This is a genomic window from Xanthomonas sp. NCPPB 3005, from assembly GCF_041228095.2.
Lineage (GTDB): Bacteria > Pseudomonadota > Gammaproteobacteria > Xanthomonadales > Xanthomonadaceae > Xanthomonas_A > Xanthomonas_A bonasiae.
Genome location: NZ_CP166096.2, coordinates 1,828,024 through 1,850,128, shown reverse-complemented (window position 1 = coordinate 1,850,128; position 22,105 = coordinate 1,828,024). Strand labels below are relative to the sequence as shown.

Sequence of the window (22,105 nt, the reverse complement as noted above, 5' to 3'; positions counted from 1 at the left end):
CCGGGAAATCGGTCAAAAGGGGCCGATGGAAGCCGAGCCGCTTTCGGGAACTGCTGCGCCAGCAGTCCCGGCCCCCCCCTGCCGTCACCTACCCCCGCGGCGCACCAGTCGACCCACGCAACATCAAGCTGAAATCCAGCGTCTGCTGAAGCGGCACGTCCACGTTTTCGATGATGGCCAGCAGCAGGTTGACCGCGCGGACACCGATCTCGCGCATGGGTTGCCGGATGGTCGTCAATGGCGGCGTGAGATAACTGGACGACGCCAGGTCGTCGAAGCCGACGATGGACAGGTCGTCCGGCACGCCGATGCCCAGGTCGCGGCAGGCCGCCAGGGCGCCCAGCGCCATCTGGTCGCTGAAGCAGAAGATCGCGGTCGGCATGGGCGCGCGAGCCAATAGCGCCATCGCGGCCGCATGGCCGGATTCCACGGAGAAGTCGCCCGGCACGACGGTCAGGTTGCGCAGGCGGCCGCGCGCCTTGCCGCAGGCCCGGACCCCTTCCAGTCGTTGCTGGTGCAGGGGATTGTCGGGCGGGCCGCCCACCACGGCGATCCGCTCGTGCCCCAGTCCATACAGGTGTTCCATCACGGTGCGCGCGGCGGCCGCGTTGTCGATGTGGACGCTGGGAATGCCCAGCGCCGGGTCGAACTCGCATCCGTTGACCACCGGCGCGGCGGCACCCAGCTGCTTGACGATCGCGCGCGCCGTCGGCGGGAGGCGGTGCCCCAGCACGATCAGGCCGTCCGCCTCGTTGCGCCGGAGCATCTGCGCGTAGCGCTCCTCGCGATCGGGCTGGTGCTGGGTATCGCCCAGCAGGACGGCGTAGCCGACGGCCTGCGCCGCGTCCTCCGCGCCCTGCAGGATCTGGGCGAAGAAGGGATTGGCGATGTCCGGAACGGTGACCAGGAGCTTGCCGCTGCGCTGGGTCTTGAGCGTCCTGGCGACCGTGTTGGGGACATAGCCCAGCGCGGCGGCGGCCTGCTCGATGCGCGTGCGCGTGGCCGGCAGGACTTTTTCCGGCCGGGAAAGCGCTCGCGACACCGTGCCGGCGGAGACGCCGACCTGCCTTGCGATGTCGTAAATGGTTGCCATGACGTCAGTTCTTCTTTCTTCTGTGCAGTGCACAACGGGTCTTGCGGAAGGCCCATGCTAGGATAAATGCAATCGATTGCATCAGGGCGAATCACGGTGAAAACGCTCAAGGGTCCGGCGCTGTTCCTGGCGCAGTTCATCGGCGACACTCCTCCCTTCGATCGCCTGGACACGCTGGCCGGGTGGGCCGCGGGCCTGGGATATTCTGGCGTACAAGTACCGACCAGCGCGCCCCACCTGTTCGATCTGGCCCAGGCCGCGCAGAGCCAGGCGTACTGCGACGACGTCGCCGGCATGCTGGCCGGACACGGCCTGCAGATCACCGAGCTGTCCACCCACCTGCAGGGGCAGCTGGTCGCCGTCCACCCCGCCTACGACCACCTGTTCGACGGATTCGCACCGCCGGACAAGCGCGGCGATCCTGCCGCCCGCCAGGCCTGGGCGGTGGAGCAGCTGCTGTTGGCCGCCAAGGCCAGCCAGCGCCTGGGGCTGGCGGCGCATGCCACGTTCTCCGGTGCACTGGCCTGGCCTTACTTCTATCCCTGGCCGCAACGCCCGCCCGGCCTGGTGGAAGAGGCCTTCGCCGAACTCGGCCGCCGCTGGCGTCCCATCCTGGATGCCTTCGACGCCTGCGGCGTGGACCTGTGCTTCGAGATCCACCCGGGCGAGGACCTGCACGACGGCGCGACCTTCGAGCGCTTCCTCGAGGTGGTCGACCACCACCCGCGCGCCCGGATTCTGTACGACCCCAGCCACCTGCTGCTGCAGCAGATGGACTACCTGGGCTTCATCGACCGGTATCACGCGCGCATCGGCATCTTCCACGTCAAGGACGCGGAGTATCGCGCCAGTGCGCGCAGCGGCGTCTATGGCGGCTACCAGGACTGGATCGATCGTCCGGGACGGTTCCGTTCGCTCGGCGACGGCCAGATCGACTTCAAGGCGATCTTCTCGAAGTTCGCGCAATACGATTTCCCGGGCTGGGCGGTGCTGGAGTGGGAGTGCTGCCTGAAGCATCCGGAAGACGGCGCACGGGAGGGTGCCGCGTTCATCCGCGAGCACATCATCCGCGTGACCGAACGCGCCTTCGACGACTTTGCCGACAGCGGCGCCGATCCGGAATCGCTGCGCCGCATGCTGGGGACCTGAGCCATTACCGCCCTGGGAGGGGAAGCCATGACGCACACCATGTCGCGCTTGGGCGCGATGATGTTTCTGCAGTTCTTCATCTGGGGGGCATGGTTCGTGACCCTGGGCACGTACCTGGTGCAGGGCCCCCTGCAGGCCAGCGCGAGCCAGGTGGCGACGGCCTTCCTCAGCCAGTCCATCGGCGCCATCGTGGCGCCGTTCCTGGTCGGCCTGATCGCCGATCGCTACTTCGCGGCGCAGCGCATCCTCGCGGTGCTGCACCTGGCCGGCGCGGTGCTCATGTGGCTGGCGTCCACGGCGACGAGCTTCGGCATGTTCTCCGCCTGCGTCATGGGCTACATGCTGCTGTTCATGCCGACGCTGGCGCTGGCCAACAGCGTGGCGATGCGGCACATGCAATCGCCCGAAAAGCAGTTTCCGCTGGTGCGGGTGGCCGGCAGCGTCGGCTGGATCGTGGCGGGCGTGCTGATCGGCTGGCTGGGCTGGGAACAGGCGCACCGGCTCGAGCTGACGTTCCGGATGGCGGCGATGGCGTCGCTGGCCCTGGGCCTGTATGCCTTCACCCTGCCGCACACGCCGCCGCTGGCGCAACAGCGCGACGCCGGGCTGGGGCAGATCCTCGGACTGGACTCGCTGCGGCTGCTGAAGTCGCGCTCCTACCTGGTGTTCTTCCTGGCGTCCATCGCCATCTGCATCCCGCTGGCGTTCTACTACAACTTCACCAACCCGTATCTCAACGATCTGGGCGTGCGCGGCGCGGCCGGCCTGCAATCGCTGGGCCAGGTGTCCGAAGTCCTGCTGATGCTGGCGATGCCGTTCCTGTTCGTGCGGCTTGGCGTCAAAACCATGCTGGCGGTGGGCATGGCAGCCTGGGTGGTGCGCTACGCCCTGTTCGCCTTCGGCGATGCGGGCGGCGGCTTCTCCCTGCTGGTGATCGGCATCGTGCTGCACGGCATCTGCTACGACTTCTTCTTCGTCACCGGCCAGATCTACACCGATGCGCACGCCGGTCCCGCCGCGCGCAGCAGCGCGCAGGGGTTCATCACCCTGGCCACGTACGGCGTGGGCATGTTGATCGGCACGTTCCTGTCCGGCGCGGTGGTGGAGCACTACACCACGGCAGCGGGTCCGGACTGGCAGCAGATCTGGCTGTTCCCGGCAGGCGTGGCGCTGGTCGTGCTGGTCGCCTTCCTGTTGCTGTTCCGCGACCGCCCGGTCGCCGCCGCTGCGCCGTCCACGCGCTGAGACCCCATCCGATGAGCAAGCTTGGAATCGCCATTGTCGGCACGGGCATGATCGGCGCCGTGCACCGTCGCGCGGCGCTGCTGGCCGGTGCCGACGTCCGCGGCGTCGCCGCCTCTTCCCCGCAACGCGCACGCGACGTGGCGCAGTCGTGGGATGTGCCGCGCGCCTACCGCGACATCGAGGACGTGGTCGCCGATCCGCAGGTGCAGGTCGTGCACGTGTGCACGCCCAACCACCTGCATCGCGCCATGGCGCAGGCGGCGCTGGACGCCGGCAAGCACGTGATCTGCGAGAAGCCGCTGGCCACGACGTTGCAGGACGCCCAGGCCTTGGCGGCATTGGCCGCCGCGACCGGACTCGTCGCCACGGTGCCCTTCGTCTACCGCTACCACCCGGTGGTCCGCGAGGCGCGCGCACGCATCGCGCAGGGCGAACTGGGGCCGCTGCGCCTGATCCACGGCAGCTACCTGCAGGACTGGCTGCTGGACCCCGCCAGCAACAACTGGCGCGTGGACCCGGCGCTGGGCGGCGCGTCGCGCGTGTTCGCCGACATCGGCTCGCACTGGTGCGACCTGGTGGAATGGGTCGGCGGCGAGCGTTTCGTCGAGGTCAGCGCGGCGTTCGCCACCGTGATCGCCGAGCGCGGCGCCCTCACCGGGCAGAGCTTCACCACGCCGGCGGCGGGCGGCGCGATGCAGGCGGTCTCGAGCGAGGACGTGGCCGCGGCGATGTTCAGGACCGGCGCGGGCACGCTGGCGTCGTTGACGGTCAGCCAGGTCTCGGCGGGACGCCGCAATCGCCTCTGGTTCGAGATCGATGGCGCCAGGGCCAGCGTGGCGTTCGACCAGGAGGACGCCGAACGGCTGTGGATCGGCCGGCCCGACCAGCGCGAGGAAATCTTCGTGCGCGGACCGGGCGCCGGCAGCGCCGAACAGCGCCGGCTGTCGACGTTGCCGGCCGGTCACGCGCAGGGCTACGGCGATTGTTTCGAGGCGTTCGTCGCCGACACCTATCGCGCCATCGAAGGCGAGCGGCCGGAAGGCCTGCCCACCTTCGAAGACGGCGTGCGCTCGGCGCTGATCGTCGATCGCGTCATCACATCGGCCAGGACGCGCGCCTGGACATCCATCGGTTGAATCCCGGGAGGACTTCTTGATGAACACACCTATACGCAGGACCGCGACCCTCGCACTGCTGCTCCTCGTCGCCCTGCCCGCCTTCGCACGCGACGCCGCCGGCCCGCAAGCACCCATCGCGGTGCAGATGTACACGCTGCGCGACGCCGGCTCGCTCGACCAACAGTTGAAGATCGTCCACGACGCGGGCGTGGGCGCGGTGGAAACGGTCGGCACACAGAACGTCAGCGCAGTGGAACTCAAGCAGCTGCTGGACAGGTATGCGATCAAGGCGATCTCGTCCCACGTGCAACTGGCCGATCTGCGCAAGGACCTGGACGGCGTGGTGGCCTTCAACCGGTCGATCGGCAACACGACGCTGGTGGTGCCTTACCTGGCCGAGAAGGATCGGCCAACCGATGCCGCGGGCTGGACCGCATTGGGCCGGGAACTGGGCCAGATCGCGAAGCGGGCGCGGGCCAAGGGCATGCGCCTGGCCTACCACAACCACGACTTCGAGCTGGTCGACTTCGATGGCAAGACGGGCCTGGAACTACTGTTCGCCGCGGCCGGCCCCGATCTGCAGACCGAGCTGGACCTGGCCTGGGTCGCGCGCGCGGGCTACGACCCGGCGGCGATGCTGGGCAAGTTCAAGGGCCGCATGTTCGCGGTACACGCCAAGGACAACGCACCGAAAGGCCAGGCCGAGGACGAGGGCGGCTTCGCCGCCGTGGGCCGGGGCGTGCTGGACTGGAACGCGATCCTGCCTGCCGCGGCGGGTGCCGGCGTGCGCTGGTACATCATCGAGCACGACCATCCGCGCGATCCGGCCACGGTCATCCAGACCGGTGCCGACTATCTGCGCGAACACCTGCCCGCCAGCACGCATCGCTAGCACGCAAAGGAGCCTTGCTTGAAAACGATCCTGACAGTGGCCGCGGCTCTACTCGGAGCGACGCTTGCGAGCACGGCGTGGTCCAAGGATGACCCTGCGGCCGGCGCGCAGCTCTACGCAACCAACTGCACGGCCTGCCACGGCGCCGATCGCGCGGGCGTCCCGGGCGCGTTCCCCGCGCTCACCGACGTGGGCAAGCGGCTGGACTCGGCGCAGATCAAGGAGAAGATCAGCAAGGGCGGCGGGTTGATGCCGCCGTTTCCGCAGCTGTCCCAGCAGGACGTGGACAACATCGCCAGCTTCCTGGCGCAATAGGAGACCGGCGCCGGCTACCGCGCCGGCGCTACAGCTCGCGCACCCAGATGTTGCGGTAGCTGACCTTGGAATCGTGCTCCTGCAGGGAGATCGGCGCGCACGCGTGTGGCGAGTACGACGGCGCGCCGATGTATTCGGTCTTGCCCGACAGGACGGTGTCGTCCTGCACCAGCACGCCGTTATGCAGGACGGTGATGCGGGCAGGTGACGTGAGCCCGCCCCCCTGCGAGAAGCGGGGCGCCTTCCAGATGATGTCGTAGGCCTGCCACTGGCCCGGCGCACGCGAAGCGTTCACCAGCGGAATGGCCTGCTTGTAGATCGCGCCGGCCTGGCCGTTGGCATAGGTCGGGTTGTTGTAGCTGTCGAGCACCTGCAGCTCATACAGTTCCTGCAGGAAGATGCCGCTGTTCCCCCGCTGCTGGCCGTCGAAGCCCCGGGTCGCGGTGGGCGTGCGCCACTCGACATGCAGTTGGATGTCGCAGAAGCGCTGCTTGGTCCGGATGCCCTTGCTGCCCGGAACCACGGTCAGCGCGCCGTCGGCGACGCTCCAGGGCACGCGTCCACCCTGCTCCGACTCCCAGGCGGAGAGATCCTTGCCATCGAACAGCACGATCGCGTCGGAGGGCGCGCGGCCCGGGGGCGTGGCCACGATCGCCGGCACGGGCTTCCACACCTCGGTCTTCGCCGGATCGCGCGACAGGTCGCCGCCGGCCTGCGCGAACGCAGGCGCCGCGGCCAGCAGGCAGGCCGCCGTCAGGAAGGGTCTGGTCATCTTGTCCCCTGGAAAGTGGTGCATGGGCGAATCGTTGCGGTCCATCAGTTGGTCGCCCAGGCGGGCGTACCGGGGGCATAGGCCAGATCGCCGTCGTAGCGACCCGGCACGGCGACGTAGCGCAGCACGTCGGTCGCGGCGACCTTCGAGGTGAAGAAGCTGAAAATGGCCAGCTGCTTGAGCATCGTGAAGTAATGCGGCATCGCGTCCGCCACTTTGGCGGTGCCGGTGTCGGTCATGGCGACGACGTGTTTCCTGGCTTCTGCATCGAGGGTGCGCAGCAGCTCGGTGCGGGCCTGCGGCGTGAGCGCTACGAATCGGCCGCCGGCGCGTTTGTCGATCTCGATCAGGCCGGCGCGGAACGCCGCCTGCTGCTGGGCGGTGTAGCAATCGGTGACGAATTGCGCCATGAACAGGCCCACGCCCGCGTCCTTCGCCCCCGGCGTTTTGGTCCGCGGCAGGATGGTCTCGGCGATCTCGTCCAGCGTGCCGACATCGGCCGCGGAGAAGGCGTTGTTCGCCCCCTCGGCCGGCGCCTGTGCATGGACGAGCGCGGGCAGGCCGATCATGGCCGCGCCCGTGGCGGCGACGATCATCTTCAGCAGTTCGCGGCGTTCCATCACAGGTTCCCCGCTTTCAGCTCGCGCACGGCATGGTCCGCTGCCCGTGCCGTCAGCGCCATGTAGGTCAGCGAGGGATTCACGCAGGCGCTGGAGGTCATGCAGGCGCCGTCGGTCACGTAGACGTTCGGCGCGTCCCAGACCTGGTTGTGCTGGTTCAGCACGGAGTTGCTGCGGTCGCGGCCCATGCGCGCGGTCCCCATTTCGTGGATGCCCTTGCCCGGGGCGTAGTTGTCGTCGTGCATCTGCACGTCCTTGACGCCGGCCGCCTCCAGCATCTCCGCGGCATCGGCGGCCATGTCCTTGCGCATGGCCTTTTCGTTCGCGCGCAGGGACACGTCCATCGCCAGCACCGGCAACCCCCATTTGTCCTTGCGCTGCGGGTCCAGGCGGATCGTATTGTCGTGGTGCGGCAGCATTTCGCCGAATCCGGTCATGCCGATGCGCCAGTCGCCCGGCAGGGTCAGCGCGTCCTTCAGGTCGGCGCCGATGTTCAGCTCGGCGATCTCGCGCGACCACCCGGTGCGGCTGGCGCCGCCCTGGTAGCCGAACCCGCGCAGGTAGCCGCGCCTGTCCGTGGCGACGTTGCGGAAACGCGGAATGTAGAAGCCGCAGGGACGCCGGCCGAAGTAGTACTTGTCGTCGTAGCCCTCGACCCGGCCGGCGGCACCGGCGCCGAAATGATGGTCCATCACGTTGTGCCCAAGCTCGCCGGACGACGAGCCCAGCCCGCCTTCCCAGACATCGGTGGCCGAGTTCATCAGCAGCCAGGTCGAGTTGAAGGAGGAGGCGTTGAGGAAGATCACGTTGGCCGTGTACTGGTAGGTCTGTCCGCTCTCGGCATCGATGATCTCCACGCCCCGCGCACGCTTGCGGTCCTTGTCGTAGAGCACTTCCTTGACGATCGAGAACGGCCGCAAGGTCAGGTTGCCCGTCTTCATCGCCGCCGGCAGCGTCGCCGACTGGGTCGAGAAATAGGCGCCGTAGGGACAGCCCAGGATGCACTTGTTGCGATACTGGCAGTTGACGCGGCCCTGCTCGACCTTGGGCTGGGTGATGTTCGCGGTGCGCGAGTGGATCAGGTGCCTGGTCCCGCCAAAGGCCTTCTTGATCCGCGCGGCCACGTCCTTCTCGACGATGTTCAACGGGACCGGCGGCAGGAACTCGCCGTCGGGCAACACGTCCAGGCCCTCGCGCGTGCCGGCGATGCCGGCGAACTTCTCCACGTAGTCGTACCAGGGCGCGATGTCGGCGTAACGGATCGGCCAATCGGTGGCGATGCCGTCCTTGAGGTTCGCCTGGAAATCCAGGTCCGACAGACGATAGCTCTGCCGTCCCCACAGCAGCGAGCGACCGCCCACGTGATAGCCGCGGTACCAGTCGAATCGCTTGATCTCGGTGTAGGGCGATTCCTTTTCGTTGGCCCACATGCCCTGCAGGTTCTCGACCAGGCCGTAGTCGCGCATCAGCACCGGATAGTCGGCCTTCATCGCCTGGGTCGGCCGGTTGCGGTGCGGGAAGTCCCACGCCTCCTTCATCGCGTTGACGTAGTCCTTGACGTGCTCGATGTTGCGTCCGCGTTCCAGCATCAGCACCTTGAGGCCTTTCTCGGTCAGCTCCTTCGCCGCCCAACCGCCACTGATTCCCGAGCCGACGACGATGGCGTCGTAGTGATTGTCTGCCATGGGTTCTACTTCACCTTGGTGGATAGCGTTTCATACGTCGCAGAGGCGGATCGCCTCGCGCAGCGAGCCGACAGGATCCGGCGCCGCAGGCATGAATTCCTGCGCCAGATAGCCGTCGAAACCGGTGTCGCGGATCGCGCGACAGATGGCGGGATAGTGGAGTTCCTGCTGGTCTCCGATCTCGTGCCGGCCAGGCACGCCCGCGGTGTGGTAATGCTTGAAGCACGCGTGATGCTTGCCGATGGTGGCGATGATGTCGCCCTCCATGATCTGCATGTGGTAGATGTCGTACAGCAGGCCGAAATGATCCGAGCCGATCCGCCGGCACAGCTCGACGCCCCAGGCGGAGTGGTCGCACAGGTAGTCGGGATGATCGACCCTGGAGTTCAGCAGCTCCATCACCAGCACGACGCCGCGCTTCTCGGCATGCCCGAGGATGCGCTTGAGTCCCGCTTCGGCGTGGGCCATGCCTTCCTGGGGATCCATGCCGTTGCGATTGCCGGAAAAACAGATGAGGTTGCGATAGCCGGCATCGGCCACCAGGTCGATGTGCCGCGTATAGCGCTCGACCAGCTGGTCGTGGAACTGGCGGCCGGCGAAGCCCTTGTCCAGGCCCATCTCCGCGCCGTTGCACATCGCGCTGTACACGCCATTGGCCTTCAGCGTGGGCCAATCCGCCGGGCCGACCAGATCGATGGCGGCAAAACCGATGCTCTTCACCGTCTGGCAAAGCTGGGCGACCGACTGCTGCGGAAACGTCCAGCGGGCGACGGAATGCTTCAGGTTGCCCTTGAGCGGCGCGGCAGCGGCAGCGGCAAACGCAGGCAGCATGCCCGCAGCGCCCAGGCCAAGGCTACCGGCGACAGCGACGCGCAGCGCATCTCGCCTCGTGAACCCCGGGGCTGGCGCCGGTCCGATCGAATGGATGGACATCCACTTCCGGCCTCCCAACCGGTATCAAACATTGAGGATTCGCCGCAATGCAATCGATTGCACCATAAAGTAGGCAATCGTTTTTTTGCAAGACGCAGTGCACGAAAACTCATGCTGCAAAGCACAACGCCCGTCGCGCCAGTCGCTGCAGGACGGCGATGGAATTTCGTGCGGCGCACGGAGGGCACTACCGAAGGTGCAGCGGAAAGGGGCTGGCATCCCGCGCACCATGGCCCGCTACGCAGGCGAAGCACGGCGAGAAACCGGTGAAACCGTGATTCCCGTTTGAGGTTGTGGCAGTGGACTGCCTGGATGGCGGCTGGGGGCCGGTTCGACGATGCGTTCCAGGGCCTGTTCGCCACACCGGCTACCTGCATTCACGCCACTTGACCGGTTCCGGCCGGGCTGTGCCCGCCCGTGAGCGACAGCATGGATTCGGCACGAGAGACCGCGCCAGATCGTTGCTCAAGGTGGCCGCTCACGAAGCCACGCCGGCGATCAATCCGGTTCCGCGAAGGCAAGAACAGCGAGGCACGCGCCGCTTGCGCGCACGCTTCGGCCCCAATTCCTCAAATCTTGAGAAGAACCATGCCTACGGCGACCCAATCGGCCGATACCGTCTGGCTTCGACGCCTTCGTTTGGGGTACGGGACGAACCAGCGCTGAAAATGCGCCGCGCCTCTCAGTCGGCCAATCATCCTGGCACGCAAGCCAGTGTCAACGAGACCACCGGATCGAGGTCTTCCGCGCTTGCTTGCCCGATCGCGACAAGGTCGAGACGGGCTTTGTGACTGACGGTGCCGGCGGCCGCAGCGAACAGATCGATATCGTCATCTTCGATCGACATTTCACGCCGATATCGCTCGACCGACAGCGGCATCGCTCCGTCCCCGCCACAACGGTGTACGCCGTATTCGAATCCGAGCCGCACTTCGACAAGAACTGCTTCGCGTCTGCGGGCCAGCAGTATCGAGAAAAAGAAAAGCCCCGCAAAACGGGGCTCTTCCTGGACCTATTTCTAAGGACTATGTGTCTTAGAACGGGATATCGTCGTCCGCGAAATCGTCCATCGGCGCGGACTGCTGCGGTGCCGGCTGCTGGCGGCGCGGCGCGTAGTCCTGCCCGCCGCCGCCCTGGCTCGGGCGCTCCTGGCGCGGCGGTGCCGAACGCTGCGGGCGATCGCCGCCCATGCCGGCACCACCACCGCCGCCGCCTTCGCGACCGCCCAGCATCTGCATCTCGTCGGCGACGATGTCGGTGGAGTACTTCTCCACGCCGTCCTGGCCGGTGTACTTGTCGTAGCGGATCGAGCCTTCGACGTAGACCGAGCTGCCCTTGCGCAGGTACTCGCCGGCGATCTCGCCGAGCTTGCCGAAGAACACCACGCGGTGCCATTCGGTGCGCTCCTGCTGGTTGCCGTCCTTGTCCTTGCGCACGCTGGTGGTGGCCAGGCTGATCCGGGTGATCGCCATGCCGGCCTGGGTGTACTTGGTGTCGGGGTCGTTGCCGAGGTTGCCGACGAGGATGACTTTATTGATGCCGCGGGCCATGGAATTCTTCCGTTCGGGGTGGTGAACCCGCTCGGGCGCGGGCATGTCGGATAGGGTTGCCCGTTCGGGAACGGGCGAGGACAGTGAATTATACCGGGCTGGCGGCGGATATCAGCCCGACCCCGGTTCAGGCGTAAGACTTGCCCGCACCGGGGGGCCTATAATCCCTGCATTCCCCCTAGTCCGACCGCATGAGCCTCGCCGAAGACCTCCGCCCCGCCCTGGGGCTGCCTCAGATCCAGGCGCTGGCCGCGCCCGACATGAGCGCCGCCGATGCCCTGATCCGCCGCCGTCTGGCCTCGGACGTGGTGCTGATCAACCAGATCGCCGAGCACATCGTCTCCGCCGGCGGCAAGCGCCTGCGGCCGATGCTGGTGATGCTGGCCGGGCGCGCCTGCGGCGACGGCGGGCCGATGCACCACCAGTTGGCGGTGATCGTCGAGTTCATCCACACCTCGACCCTGCTGCACGACGACGTGGTCGACGAATCGGACCTGCGCCGCGGCCGCAGCACCGCCAATGCGCTGTGGGGCAATGCGCCCAGCGTGCTGGTCGGCGATTTCCTGTACTCGCGCAGCTTCCAGCTGATGGTCGAACTGGACAGCATGGCGGTGATGCGGCTGCTCGCCGACACCACCAACCGCATCGCCGAGGGCGAGGTGCTGCAGCTGTTGCACGTGCACAACCCGGATACCGACGAGGCCGCCTATCTGCGCGTGATCGAGCGCAAGACCGCGGTGCTGTTCGCCGCCGGCACCCGGCTCGGGGCGATGGCCTCGGGCGCGTCCGAAGAGGTGCAGCAGCGCCTGTACGACTACGGCATGCACCTGGGCTATGCGTTCCAGATCGCCGACGACGTGCTCGACTACACCGCCGATGCCGCCGACCTGGGCAAGAACCTGGGCGACGACCTGGCCGAAGGCAAGGCCACCCTGCCGCTGATCCACGCGATGGCGCACGCCGACGACGCCACCCGCCAGCGCCTGCGCCATATCGTCGAACAAGGCGATGCCGACGCGATGCCGGAAGTGCTGGCGGCGATCCAGGCCAGCGGCGGGCTCGACTACAGCCGGCGCCGCGCCGCCGAATACGCCGCGGCCGCCGAACGCGCGCTGGACGGCCTGCCGGAAAGCGAGGCGGTGGCCGCGCTGCGCGGATTGGCGCGTTACGCGGTCGAACGCAGGCATTGATCCGGCGCGCGTTGCGCGCCGGACGGGATTGGGGATTGGGGATTGGGGATTCGCAGAAGCGGCGATGCGGCTTCTGCGAATCCCCATGGTTCCGAAACGCGTGCTCCGCAGTCGAACTTAAGCGCTGATCCGACGCGCGCGCGTGCCCTGACAGGGTTGGAATTCGTAAAGCGCAGACCTGCCGCTTTTGCGAATCCCTAATCCCTAATCCCATCGCTCATCAAAGAAATCGTGCAGCATGCGATAGGCACGCTTCGCCGCGCGCGGATTGTATTGGCAGCCCGGCGGGCTGTTGGCGTCGGCCTCGGCGAAGCAATGCACCGCGCCGCTGAAGTTGACGAACTGCCAGTCGGCGCCGGCGCCGTTCATTTCCTGCTCGAAGGCGGCGATGTCGTCGCGGCTCACGCTCTTGTCGTCGGCGCCGTTGAGCACCAGCAGCGGCGTCCTGGCGCTGCCTGCGGCGGCAGGCGACGGCGTGGCCAGGCCGCCGTGCAGGCTGACCACGCCCGCCAGCGGCGCACCAGCGCGGACCAGTTCCAGCACCGTGGTGCCGCCGAAGCAGAAGCCGACCGCGCCGATCCGTGCAGCGTCCAGCGGCGCTTTGCCGGCTTGCGCCTTCAGCACCTCGACCGCCTTCAATGCACGCGCGCGCAACGTCGCCGGATCCTTCTTCAGCGCCCCGGCGAACTGTCCGGCCTCGGCATCGTTGGCCGGACGCTTGCCCTTGCCGTAGACGTCGGCCAGCAGCACCACGTAATCGTCACCGGCGAGCTGCTTGGCCTTTTCGATCGCCGACGCGTTGACCCCGCGCCAGTTCGGCACCATCACCAGGCCCGGGCGCTTGTCGTTGTCTTCATCGTCGTAGACCAGCACGCCGCTGAAGCTGTCCTTGCCGACCTTCCATTCCACCGGCTTGGCCTGCATCGCGGCCAGCGCCGGCAACGGCAGCGCCAAGGCCAGGCCCAGCAGGCCGATCCACCGCATCGAACGAGTGCGCATCGCCTCTCTCCCATCGGAACCAGCCGGCAGTCTAAGCGCAGCGGCGGTCATGCGGCGTGCGCGCCAGCTCAATGCGCGAAGCCCCCAGATCAGGCGATGCCCAGCCCCGGGATCGCGCTGATCGCCTCCGGATCGAACCCGGCCAGTTCGGCGAAATGGCGGCCGCGCGCGACGTAATCGCGGTAGGCGCCGAAGCTGGGCGCGCCCGGCGACAGCAGCACCACGCCGCCGCCCTCGCCCAGCGCTTCGCGCGCCAACGCCACGGCGGCCGGCAGGTCCGCGGCCGCGTGCAGGCCGAAGCCGCCGGCCGCGGCCAACGGCGCCAGCAGCGCGTGGATGCGCGGACCGTTGCCGCCCATGGTGACGATCTCCAGCGGCGCGCCGTGGCGCATCGCCTCCGCGAACGCCTGCCAGTCCAGGCCGCGATCGTGGCCGCCGACCAACAGCGCGATGCGACGCCCGCGAAAGCACTCCAGCGCCGCCAGCGTGGCGTGCGGCGTGGTGCTGATCGAATCGTTGACGTAGGCGACGCCGTCGCGCTCGCCCAAGGTCTGCAGCCGGTTCGGCAACGGCCGGAACTCCGCCGCGGCCGGCGCCAGCGCCGCCGCGTCCAGGCCCAGCGCCTCGATCGCCGCCAGCACCGCGCACAGGTTGCCGCGGTTGTGCCGGCCCGGCAGCGGGGCCCGCGCGCTGTCGAACACCGCCACTTCGCCGCGATGCACGACATCGCCGCGCATGTGCCAGCCGTCTTCGCGATTGAACCAGCGCACCTCGCTGTCGGGCAGCGCCAGCGCCGCCAGTTGCGGATCGGCGGCGTTGAGCAGCGCGATGCGCGGCCGCGCCTGGGTCACCAGCGCCAGCTTGTCCTCGACGTAACGCGCCTGGCTGCCATGCCAGTCCAGATGTTCCGGGAACAGGTTCAGCACCAGCGCCAACTGCGGCCGCGCACCGCTGCGCGCCACGTCGCCGGTCTGGTAGCTGGACAGTTCGATCGCCCAGTAGGCGGGCGGCTGCGGCGGCGCCAGCACTTCCAGCAGCGGCAGGCCGATGTTGCCGACCAGGCCGGTGCGATGGCCGCCGGCGCGCAGCAGGTGCGCCAGCAATGCGGTGCTGGTGCTCTTGCCCTTGGTGCCGGTGATGCAGACGCTGCCCGGCACCACGCCGTCGGCGTCCGCACGTTCGGCGAACCACAGCGCGGTACCGCCGATGAAGCGCGTGCCGTGCGCGGCGGCGGCCTGCGCCTCGGGCCGATACGGGCTGATCCCGGGCGACTTGATGACCACGTCGAACGCAGCCAGCCGCTCGGCACTGACCTCGGTTTCCACCTGCAGCGCGGGATCCCCGAGCGCCGACAGCGAAGCCGCTTCGTCAACCGAACAGAATACCGTCAGCGGCAGCGCCGCCGCCGATTCCCCATTCCCCATTCCCCATTCCCTGCCGCGCACCGCGGCATACGCCGCCCGGCCCTCGCGGCCCCAGCCCCACAGCGCGACGCGCAGACCGTCAAGCTGCGAAATTCGCACGCACGCGTTCCCACAGCTCGGCCGGAATGCGGTGCTGCGTGTCCAGCGCCAGCAGCGGCTCCACGCGCAGGTCGCCGGCGTCCAGCTGCGGCTGGATCTCGCGAATGAACCGCGCCACCAGCGCGTCCTCCTTCCATTCCGCGCGCGCCGCCAGGGTGGCCATCGCCGCGCGCGATTCGCGGCCCTCGCCGACGCATTCGAACGGCTTGTGGTCCTGGAATTCCAGCAGCGCATCGAAACCCGGCGCCTGCGCCGCATCGTCGAGCAGGTTGCGGCCGAAGATCCGCACCAGCCGCGTCTTCGGCATGAACGGGGCCAACGCCAGGAACACGAAATGGCACTTCGGGCACACCCCGCACCAGCGGTGCGCCGGGCGCTCGCCGAGGATGTGGAAATTGCGGTTGCAACTGGAGAAATGCGCGTCGTAATGGTCGGTCTTGGCGAACTGCCGCGCCACCGCCAGTTCCGACAGCGGGCGCAGCAGCGAGTAGTAGCGCAGGTCCGCGGCCACGTAGCGCTGCACGTGCGCGCCGAACGCCTGCTCGAACGCCCAGCCCTTGGACCACTGGTGGTTGACCTCGCCGGTGCCGGCGATCTGGCTGCCGTAGCTGGCCGAGTGCTCGTTGGAAAACACCACCTGGCCCGCGTCCTGCAGCAGCGCGGCGAACACCAGGATCGCCGAGTTCACCGCGGTCACCGGGATATGCCCGTTCCACGCGCCCTGCCGGTTCAGTTCGAACAGCTCCGGCGCCAGCGCGCGGCCGATGTTCAAGGTCGGCAGCGCGGTGCGCTCGGCGCAGGCGCGGATCAGCTGCGAGCCGCCGATCCAGGCCACGGTCTGCTCCACGCCGGCCGCGCGCAACGCCTCGATGCTGACCAGCGAATCCTTGCCGCCGCCGATCGCGACCAGCGCATGCGCGCGCAGGCCCAGTGCCGGAGCACCCTGTTCGTCTGCCGCGGTCGCCGGAAAGCGGATCCGCTCGCGCAGATCCAGCCCGTTGCGATAGGCGAACTCGCCCAGGCCGTGCAGATACACGCTGTCCAGCAGCGCCGCAGTCTCGGCGTCGATCGCGTAGTCGTCGATTTCGATCCGCGGCGGCACCGCGGCCTTGTAGTAGCTGACTCCGGCGATCAGGTGCAGCAGGCGCAACGCGTGCTGCACGGCCTGCGCGCGCGCCGCGTCCAGCACGAACGGCGCGCCCGGCACGGTGATCGTCTCCACCAGCTCCGGGCCCTGGTCGAAGGCATAGACCAGGCGCGCGACGCCGCTGTCGGCGTCGAACGCGCAGCGCACGAAGCGGAAGGTGGTGATCTGCTGTTTGTCGAAAGCGGTCATGGCGTATCCGGAATCGGGCTGAGCGGCATTCGCGCCGAAGCACGGCATGCCGCTCGCGCTGCGCGCGGCGGCGCAAGAAAGCGGGTCTCAGACGGCAGGCGCATCGATCACGTCCTCCCGCGGCAGCTCGCGTTGGTTGTAGGTGCTGGCCATCGCGTAGCCGTAGGCGCCGGCATCGGCGATCAGCATCACGTCGTCGGCCGCGGTGGCGGCAGGCAGGCGGCGGCGCTTGCCGAACACGTCGCTGGATTCGCAGATCGGGCCGACCACGTCGAACACCGCATCGGCCTCGCGCTCGAGCCGGCTCAGGTTGGCCACGTCGTGCCAGGCGTCGTACAACGCCGGACGCACCAGCGCGTTCATGCCCGCATCCAGGCCGACGCGGCGGATGCCGTCCTTCTCGATCACCTGGGTGGCGCGGGTCAGCAGCACGCCGCATTCGGCGACCAGGTAGCGGCCCGGCTCGACCGCCAGGCGGAACGCCGGGTGCACCGCCTTGACCTCGGCCAGGCCCTGCGCCCAGGCATCGAGATCGAACGGCTCGTCGTCGGCGCTGTACGCGATCGGCAGGCCGCCGCCGATGTCGATGACCTCCACGCTGCCGATGCGGCGCGCGAAGCCGGCCAGTTCGTCGCACATGCGCCGCCAGTGCTGCGCCGTCTCCACACCGCTGCCCAGGTGCGCGTGCACGCCGACGATGCGGATGTCCAGCGTGCGTGCGACCTCGACGAATTCGTCCACCCGCGTCGCCGACAGGCCGAACTTGGACGCCTTGCCGCCGGTGTTGACCTTCTCGTGGTGGCCGTCGCCATGGCCCAGGTCGATGCGCAGCCACAGGCTGCGGCCGCGGAACAGTTCCGGCCAGCGCTGCAGCAGCTCGACGTTGTCCACGGTGACGGTCACGCCCAGCGCGAACGCAGCTTCGTATTCGGCCTTGGGCGCGAAGCTGGGGGTGAACAGCACCCGCCGCGGCGACAGCTCCGGCAAGGTGTCGAACACCCGGCGCAGTTCGCCGTGCGACACGCATTCCAGGCCGAAATCCTCGGCGACCAGCGCCTCGAGAATCGCCGGATGCGAATTGGCCTTGATCGCGTAGTAGCGCTGGTCGATCGGCGCGATCGCCTTGAGCGCGCGGGCGCGCTCGCGCAGCGTCGGCAGATGGTAGACATAGCGCGGCGTGCCGGCGTCGGCCAGGCGCAGCAGGTGCTCGCGCTCGGCATGCCACCACGGCGTCGGCCGCGCGCGCACGCTGCCGGTGATCTCGCGCCAGCGCGGGCCGAACACCTCGGTCTCCTCCACCGGCATCGCGCCGCTGTCGATCAGCTCGGCGTGCAGGATCGGCAACAGGCCGTCGGCATCGGCCTCGTCGATGACGAAGGTCAGGTTCAGGTCGTTGGACGACTGCGAGATCATGTGTACACGCTCCTTGCCGAACGTGGCCCACACGTCCGAGAGCTTGTGCAGCAGCGAGCGCATGCCGCGTCCGACCAGGGTGATCGCCGCGCACGGCACGATGATCTTGACCCGGCAGATCTCCGCCAGGTCGGCCGACAGCGCCGCCAGCACGTCGGTGTTGACCAGGTTCTCGCTCGGGTCCAGCGACACGGTGACGTTGGTCTCGGCCGAACCGATCAGATCCACCGACAGCCCATGCTTGGCGAAGCGCGCGAACACGTCGGCCAGGAAGCCGACCTGCTGCCACATGCCGATGCCTTCCATCGACACCAGCACGATGCCGTTGCGGCGGCTGATCGCCTTGACCCCGGGCACGGTGCGCGCGTTGCCGTCGATGCTGGTGCCGGGCAGCTCGGGGCGCTCGGTGTCCAGGATCGCCATCGGCACGCCGCCGTCGCGGCACGGCTTGATCGAGCGCGGATGCAGCACCTTGGCGCCGGTGGTGGCGATTTCCTGCGCTTCGTAATAGTCCAGCCGGGTCAGCAGGCGCGCATCGGGCACTTCGCGCGGATTGGCGCTGAACATGCCCGGCACATCGGTCCAGATCTCCACCCGGCTGGCGCCGAGCAGCGCGCCGAAGTAGGCCGCCGAGGTGTCCGAGCCGCCGCGGCCGAGGATCGCGGTACCGCCGTCCTGGTGCCGCGAAATGAAGCCCTGGGTGATCAGCATCCGCGCCGGCTGGGCGACGAAACGTTCGCGCCAGTCCGTGTCGGACTGCCACTGGCACGACACCGACAGCCGCTTGGACCACTCGCTCTGGTTCGGCTGCGGCGGCAGCGCGTCCAGCCACTGGCGCGCGTCCATCCAGCCGAAATCCAGACCACTGGCGCGCAGGTAGGCCGCGCCCAGCGTCGAGGACAGCAACTCGCCCTGGCCCAGCACCTCGGCCTGCCAGTCCAGCGTGCGGCTCGCCGCGCGCGGGTCGTCGAGCAATCCGCGCAGCGCCGCCAGGCGCGCGCCGAGCACGCTGTCCGCATCCAGTTCCAGTTCGCCCAGGAACTCGCGGTGGCGCTGCTCCAGCGCGGCCACGCGCTGCGCGCTGTCGGCGCTGCCGTCGGCGATCGCGGTCAACTCGTTGGTCACCCCCGACAGCGCCGACACCACCACCAGCACCCGCGCCCCGGTCTCGTCGGCGCGTTTTTTCGCCAGCTTCCCGATCGTGTCCCAGCGATGACGACGCGACACCGAGGTGCCGCCGAACTTGAGGACGATCCAACGATCGACGTGGGGGGAAGAGGACATTTCGTTGTGGGGTCTGGTGGAGGGAAAGAGGCCCGGAACGCCGGGCGGAACCTGCGATTCTATGCCAAGCGCAGCGCTCCTGGCGCTTGCCGGCCAAGCCCGCGATGCGCCGGCCCTGCATCGGGCGCGCGCCGCGGTTGCTAAGCTGCGCGCCCCCGCCTTCGAGTGCCTGCCATGACCACGCGCCGTTTCCTGCAACTGGATGTGTTCTCCCCGCGCCCCGGCGCCGGCAATCCGCTGGCGGTGGTGCTGGATGCGCAAGGCCTGGACGCGGCGGCGATGCAGGCGATCGCGCGCTGGACGCGGCTGCCGGAGACCACCTTCGTGTTCCCGGCCACGCAGCCGGGCGCCAGCTACGGCATCCGCATGTTCAGTCCGCAGAAGGAAGTGCCGTTCGCCGGCCACCCCAGCGTCGGCACCGCGCATGCGGTGCTGGAGGCGGGCATCGCCGTGCCCAAGGACGGCGTGCTGGTCCAGGAAGGCATCGCCGGGCTGCTGCCGTTGCGCGTGGATGCGGACGGTGGCGTGCGCAGCATCGCCATCCGCACCCCGCGCGCGCAGGTCGCGGAGATCGCCGACGCCGCCGATCCGCGCCTGGCGGCGGCGCTGGCCGGCTGGACGCTGGGCGCGCAACCGCCGGTGCGCATGGACGGCGGCCGCTGCTGGTGGCTGGTCGAAATCGCCGACGAAGCCGCGTTGCGCGGCCTGGCGCCGGACTGGGAAGCGATCGCCGCGCTGGCCGAAAGCACCGCCAGCATGGGTGTGTTCGCCTATGCGCGGGCCAACGACCAGGCGTATCAGCTGGCAGTGCGTGCGTTCGTCGGCAATGGCCGCCGGTTCGAGGATGCCGCATCCGGCGCCGCCAACGCCGTACTCGCCGCGTGGCTGGACCACCGCGACGCCCTGCCCGGCCGCGACGGCCGTTACGTGGTCAGCCAGGGCCGCGAGGTCGGCCACGATGCCTTGCTGACCCTAAGCGTGGACAGCGCCGGCGAGGTCTGGTCGGGCGGCCAGGTACAGACGGTGATCGACGGGCGCATCGACTGGCGCTGAGCGGCAGATCGATAACGCTTGCCTGCAACGGCAGGAGTGGGCGGCAGGGCCGCCTGACGAATCGTCGTCGGCGGCCAGCGCCGTGGCGCTGGCCGCCGATGCCCCATGGACGCCTCAGCGAGGCGTCCGCATCGTTCAGTCGGGCAACACGTCCACGCGCACCCGGATGCGGTCGCCCGGACGCTCCGCGCTGCGCGTGTGGTAGTAGCGGCCGCCGTATTCGTAGGTCACGTCGTAGCCGTCCACCCGGTCGTAGCTCTCGCTGCGATAGGCCACCGGTTCGCACACGCTGACCGAGCCGGTCTGCACGGTGGTGCGGGTATTGCTGTCGTAGATCGAGCGCCCGGCCAGGCCGCCAACCATGGTGCCGACCGCGGTGCCGACGAAGCGCCCGCTGCCGCCGCCGACGCGGCTGCCCAGCAGCGCACCGGCGATGCCGCCGACCACCGTGGCCGCGCTGCGCCCGCCGTCGGTGCCGCGGTAGCCGTCGCTGTAGTAGCCATTGCCGCGGTAGCCGTTTTCGACATATTCGCCCGAGGCCGGGCGCTCGTAGCAGCGCTCGGTGGTTTCGCGCGGGCCGCGCACCGGCACGATGATCGGGTCGGCACGGACCACACGGGCGTATTCGTAGCTGCCGCTGCTCGGATAGCCGCGATCGCGATAGCCATCGTAGCGGCCGTAGTCCTGCGCAGTGGCGGAGCCGACCACGCCCACGGCGAGCGCGGCGGTCAGAAGACGGGTCGAGAGCTTGTTCATGTCGAAGATTCCAGGCGCGTGGATCGCGCACCTGCATGCTCGGTCCGCGCCGGTGAAACGAGACTGAATTGGGCCCGGTGGACGGCGACTGTTTAGCGCCGCGACAGCTGTTGCCGCAACGGGGGCTTGCGCGTATCGCGACTGGAACCGCTCCCATGCAATGGCAAACGGCCGGACCGCGCGAGCCGTAGCCGGCGTGGCCTGACCGTCGTTTCGGGAAAAGGCCTGGCGGCACGCGCCAGGCCCAACACTCAGCCCAGTTCGGCTTCCAGGCTGATCGGCACCGCGCTCAGCGCCTTGGACACCGGGCAGTTCTGCTTGGCGTCGTCGGCCAACGCACGGAACTGCGCCGCCTCGATGTTCGGGACCACGGCCTTGACCTTGAGCCGGATCTGCGACAACTGCGGACCGCCTTCCATCGACAGATCGACCTCGGCGCGCGTGTCCAGCGAGGTCGGCGGGAAGCCCGCCTCGCTGAGCTTGGCCGACAGCGCCATGGTGAAGCAGCCTGCGTGCGCGGCGGCGATCAACTCTTCCGGATTGGTGCCCTTCTCGTCGCCGAAGCGGCTGCTGAAGGCATAGCGGGTGTTTTCCAGCAGACCGCTCTGCGGCGTGCTCAGCTGGCCCTTGCCGCTCTTCAGGTCGCCTTCCCAATGCGCGGTGGCGTGACGCGAAATGCCCATGCGGTACTCCCGTGGTGAATGAGGCAGGCACGATAGAGCAGCGGGCGTTACGGCCTTGTGCGGCGCAGTACCCGCCGTGGACGGTGCGCATCCGGGCACCGCTGGCGGCGTTGTTGGCGGAGCGCAGCGATGCTCCGCAAGCGATGGCGATCGTTCGCCCGCAGGCGCCGCCGGTCGCCCAGCTCGGCGAACTCGTCGATAGCCGACACCGCGACCAACTCGCCAGGTGGCACGCCCTCTGCGCAGCAACGGCCAGCGCGCGGCGCAACCCGGCGCCTCCACGCACGGCAGCGACCGCGCCGCCCCCGGAGCGTGCGCGCCCAGCCGTGCGCATCGGAAGCAGACGGCGACGCGGCGAGTGGGATCGCTGTCCGCCGGACCGGTCCGGGCAGCCGCCTGCGCACTGGATTCCAGCATTGCCAATGGCCGCGGCGAGGCGGCGGCGATGCCAGTCGCGGCTCGGCATGAACGCTGCGCCTAGCGGCAGCGCGCCGCC

19 protein-coding genes and 1 pseudogene are annotated in these 22,105 nt (G+C 68.7%); 8 read left to right on the top strand and 12 right to left on the bottom strand.

Annotated elements, in window-relative coordinates:
- Positions 1-88: 88 nt before the first annotated feature.
- Entirely contained in the window at positions 89-1,093 is a 1,005-nt protein-coding gene (locus tag AB8810_RS07900) for a LacI family DNA-binding transcriptional regulator (RefSeq protein WP_179566119.1), read from the bottom strand.
- Positions 1,094-1,189: 96 nt separating this feature from the next.
- On the opposite strand from AB8810_RS07900, the gene AB8810_RS07895 reads away from it, so the two are divergent.
- The 5 genes from AB8810_RS07895 to AB8810_RS07875 are packed head-to-tail and all read left to right on the top strand — an operon-like array spanning position 1,190 to position 5,812.
- The gene (locus tag AB8810_RS07895; protein ID WP_191825707.1) at positions 1,190-2,242 is read left to right on the top strand and encodes a sugar phosphate isomerase/epimerase; all 1,053 of its coding nucleotides are present in this window, start codon (positions 1,190-1,192) and stop codon (positions 2,240-2,242) included.
- 27 nt (positions 2,243-2,269) lie between these two features.
- A complete protein-coding gene (locus AB8810_RS07890) occupies positions 2,270-3,487 on the top strand; it encodes a nucleoside permease (RefSeq protein WP_369916109.1) in 1,218 nt (405 codons plus the stop codon).
- 11 nt (positions 3,488-3,498) lie between these two features.
- Positions 3,499-4,623 carry a Gfo/Idh/MocA family protein gene (locus AB8810_RS07885; protein WP_369916107.1) on the top strand — a complete coding sequence of 375 codons (1,125 nt, stop codon included), beginning with the start codon at positions 3,499-3,501 and terminating at the stop codon, positions 4,621-4,623.
- Positions 4,624-4,642: 19 nt separating this feature from the next.
- A complete protein-coding gene (locus AB8810_RS07880) occupies positions 4,643-5,497 on the top strand; it encodes a sugar phosphate isomerase/epimerase (RefSeq protein WP_191825710.1) in 855 nt (284 codons plus the stop codon).
- Between the two features lie 18 nt (positions 5,498-5,515).
- The gene (locus AB8810_RS07875; RefSeq protein ID WP_179566128.1) at positions 5,516-5,812 is read left to right on the top strand and encodes a cytochrome c; all 297 of its coding nucleotides are present in this window, start codon (positions 5,516-5,518) and stop codon (positions 5,810-5,812) included.
- 28 nt (positions 5,813-5,840) lie between these two features.
- Here the strand turns inward: AB8810_RS07875 and AB8810_RS07870 are convergent, their stop codons facing one another.
- The 4 genes from AB8810_RS07870 to AB8810_RS07855 are packed head-to-tail and all read right to left on the bottom strand — an operon-like array spanning position 5,841 to position 9,822.
- Positions 5,841-6,584 carry a DUF1080 domain-containing protein gene (locus AB8810_RS07870; RefSeq protein ID WP_179567925.1) on the bottom strand — a complete coding sequence of 248 codons (744 nt, stop codon included), beginning with the start codon at positions 6,582-6,584 and terminating at the stop codon, positions 5,841-5,843.
- A gap of 44 nt (positions 6,585-6,628) precedes the next feature.
- The gene (locus AB8810_RS07865) at positions 6,629-7,204 is read right to left on the bottom strand and encodes a gluconate 2-dehydrogenase subunit 3 family protein (RefSeq protein WP_369916104.1); all 576 of its coding nucleotides are present in this window, start codon (positions 7,202-7,204) and stop codon (positions 6,629-6,631) included.
- Positions 7,204-8,889 carry a GMC oxidoreductase gene (locus AB8810_RS07860; protein ID WP_369916102.1) on the bottom strand — a complete coding sequence of 562 codons (1,686 nt, stop codon included), beginning with the start codon at positions 8,887-8,889 and terminating at the stop codon, positions 7,204-7,206. Before AB8810_RS07860 ends, AB8810_RS07865 begins: the two co-directional genes overlap by 1 nt.
- A 30-nt stretch (positions 8,890-8,919) precedes the next feature.
- The gene (locus AB8810_RS07855; protein ID WP_369916100.1) at positions 8,920-9,822 is read right to left on the bottom strand and encodes a hydroxypyruvate isomerase family protein; all 903 of its coding nucleotides are present in this window, start codon (positions 9,820-9,822) and stop codon (positions 8,920-8,922) included.
- 787 nt (positions 9,823-10,609) lie between these two features.
- On the opposite strand from AB8810_RS07855, the pseudogene AB8810_RS07850 reads away from it, so the two are divergent.
- Positions 10,610-10,729: pseudogene (locus AB8810_RS07850) on the top strand (hypothetical protein); the annotation flags it as partial.
- A gap of 127 nt (positions 10,730-10,856) precedes the next feature.
- Here AB8810_RS07850 and AB8810_RS07845 read toward each other — a convergent pair.
- On the bottom strand, positions 10,857-11,372 hold the full coding sequence (locus AB8810_RS07845) for a single-stranded DNA-binding protein (protein WP_179566137.1): 516 nt from the start codon (positions 11,370-11,372) through the stop codon (positions 10,857-10,859).
- Between the two features lie 191 nt (positions 11,373-11,563).
- On the opposite strand from AB8810_RS07845, the gene AB8810_RS07840 reads away from it, so the two are divergent.
- Positions 11,564-12,562, top strand: a complete 999-nt coding sequence (locus tag AB8810_RS07840) for a polyprenyl synthetase family protein (protein WP_191825715.1) — start codon at positions 11,564-11,566, stop codon at positions 12,560-12,562.
- A gap of 204 nt (positions 12,563-12,766) precedes the next feature.
- On the opposite strand, the gene AB8810_RS07835 is transcribed toward AB8810_RS07840, so the two are convergent.
- From AB8810_RS07835 to AB8810_RS07820, 4 genes are all read right to left on the bottom strand, one after another.
- On the bottom strand, positions 12,767-13,561 hold the full coding sequence (locus AB8810_RS07835) for a dienelactone hydrolase family protein (protein ID WP_369916098.1): 795 nt from the start codon (positions 13,559-13,561) through the stop codon (positions 12,767-12,769).
- A gap of 89 nt (positions 13,562-13,650) precedes the next feature.
- A complete protein-coding gene (murD, locus tag AB8810_RS07830) occupies positions 13,651-15,084 on the bottom strand; it encodes a UDP-N-acetylmuramoyl-L-alanine--D-glutamate ligase (protein WP_369916096.1) in 1,434 nt (477 codons plus the stop codon).
- Entirely contained in the window at positions 15,065-16,420 is a 1,356-nt protein-coding gene (gene murL / locus AB8810_RS07825) for a UDP-N-acetyl-alpha-D-muramoyl-L-alanyl-L-glutamate epimerase (RefSeq protein WP_206257971.1), read from the bottom strand. The genes murD and murL overlap by 20 nt, the downstream gene beginning before the upstream one ends.
- A gap of 87 nt (positions 16,421-16,507) precedes the next feature.
- Positions 16,508-19,117, bottom strand: coding sequence for a bifunctional aspartate kinase/diaminopimelate decarboxylase (locus tag AB8810_RS07820; RefSeq protein WP_369916094.1), 2,610 nt, complete (start codon positions 19,115-19,117; stop codon positions 16,508-16,510).
- A 174-nt stretch (positions 19,118-19,291) separates the two neighbouring features.
- Here AB8810_RS07820 and AB8810_RS07815 point away from each other — a divergent pair, with 174 nt between their 5' ends.
- Positions 19,292-20,170 carry a PhzF family phenazine biosynthesis protein gene (locus AB8810_RS07815; protein ID WP_369916092.1) on the top strand — a complete coding sequence of 293 codons (879 nt, stop codon included), beginning with the start codon at positions 19,292-19,294 and terminating at the stop codon, positions 20,168-20,170.
- 135 nt (positions 20,171-20,305) lie between these two features.
- On the opposite strand, the gene AB8810_RS07810 is transcribed toward AB8810_RS07815, so the two are convergent.
- Both AB8810_RS07810 and AB8810_RS07805 read right to left on the bottom strand, forming a co-directional pair.
- Positions 20,306-20,926 (bottom strand): glycine zipper 2TM domain-containing protein, encoded by a 621-nt coding sequence (locus tag AB8810_RS07810; protein WP_179566151.1) that lies wholly within the window; start codon positions 20,924-20,926, stop codon positions 20,306-20,308.
- A 251-nt stretch (positions 20,927-21,177) separates the two neighbouring features.
- Complete coding sequence (locus AB8810_RS07805; protein ID WP_185815768.1) at positions 21,178-21,609, bottom strand: OsmC family protein; 432 nt, start codon at positions 21,607-21,609, stop codon at positions 21,178-21,180.
- Positions 21,610-22,105: the final 496 nt, after the last annotated feature.

Coding starts and splice junctions, on each gene's coding strand:
- AB8810_RS07900 (WP_179566119.1), bottom strand. CDS start 1,093: ATGGCAACCATTTACGACATCGCAAGGCAGGTCGGCGTCTCCGCCGGC.
- AB8810_RS07890 (WP_369916109.1), top strand. CDS start 2,270: ATGACGCACACCATGTCGCGCTTGGGCGCGATGATGTTTCTGCAGTTC.
- AB8810_RS07885 (WP_369916107.1), top strand. CDS start 3,499: ATGAGCAAGCTTGGAATCGCCATTGTCGGCACGGGCATGATCGGCGCC.
- AB8810_RS07880 (WP_191825710.1), top strand. CDS start 4,643: ATGAACACACCTATACGCAGGACCGCGACCCTCGCACTGCTGCTCCTC.
- AB8810_RS07870 (WP_179567925.1), bottom strand. CDS start 6,584: ATGACCAGACCCTTCCTGACGGCGGCCTGCCTGCTGGCCGCGGCGCCT.
- AB8810_RS07865 (WP_369916104.1), bottom strand. CDS start 7,204: ATGGAACGCCGCGAACTGCTGAAGATGATCGTCGCCGCCACGGGCGCG.
- AB8810_RS07860 (WP_369916102.1), bottom strand. CDS start 8,889: ATGGCAGACAATCACTACGACGCCATCGTCGTCGGCTCGGGAATCAGT.
- AB8810_RS07855 (WP_369916100.1), bottom strand. CDS start 9,822: ATGTCCATCCATTCGATCGGACCGGCGCCAGCCCCGGGGTTCACGAGG.
- AB8810_RS07845 (WP_179566137.1), bottom strand. CDS start 11,372: ATGGCCCGCGGCATCAATAAAGTCATCCTCGTCGGCAACCTCGGCAAC.
- AB8810_RS07840 (WP_191825715.1), top strand. CDS start 11,564: ATGAGCCTCGCCGAAGACCTCCGCCCCGCCCTGGGGCTGCCTCAGATC.
- AB8810_RS07835 (WP_369916098.1), bottom strand. CDS start 13,561: ATGCGCACTCGTTCGATGCGGTGGATCGGCCTGCTGGGCCTGGCCTTG.
- murL (WP_206257971.1), bottom strand. CDS start 16,420: ATGACCGCTTTCGACAAACAGCAGATCACCACCTTCCGCTTCGTGCGC.
- AB8810_RS07820 (WP_369916094.1), bottom strand. CDS start 19,117: ATGTCCTCTTCCCCCCACGTCGATCGTTGGATCGTCCTCAAGTTCGGC.
- AB8810_RS07815 (WP_369916092.1), top strand. CDS start 19,292: ATGACCACGCGCCGTTTCCTGCAACTGGATGTGTTCTCCCCGCGCCCC.
- AB8810_RS07810 (WP_179566151.1), bottom strand. CDS start 20,926: ATGAACAAGCTCTCGACCCGTCTTCTGACCGCCGCGCTCGCCGTGGGC.
- AB8810_RS07805 (WP_185815768.1), bottom strand. CDS start 21,609: ATGGGCATTTCGCGTCACGCCACCGCGCATTGGGAAGGCGACCTGAAG.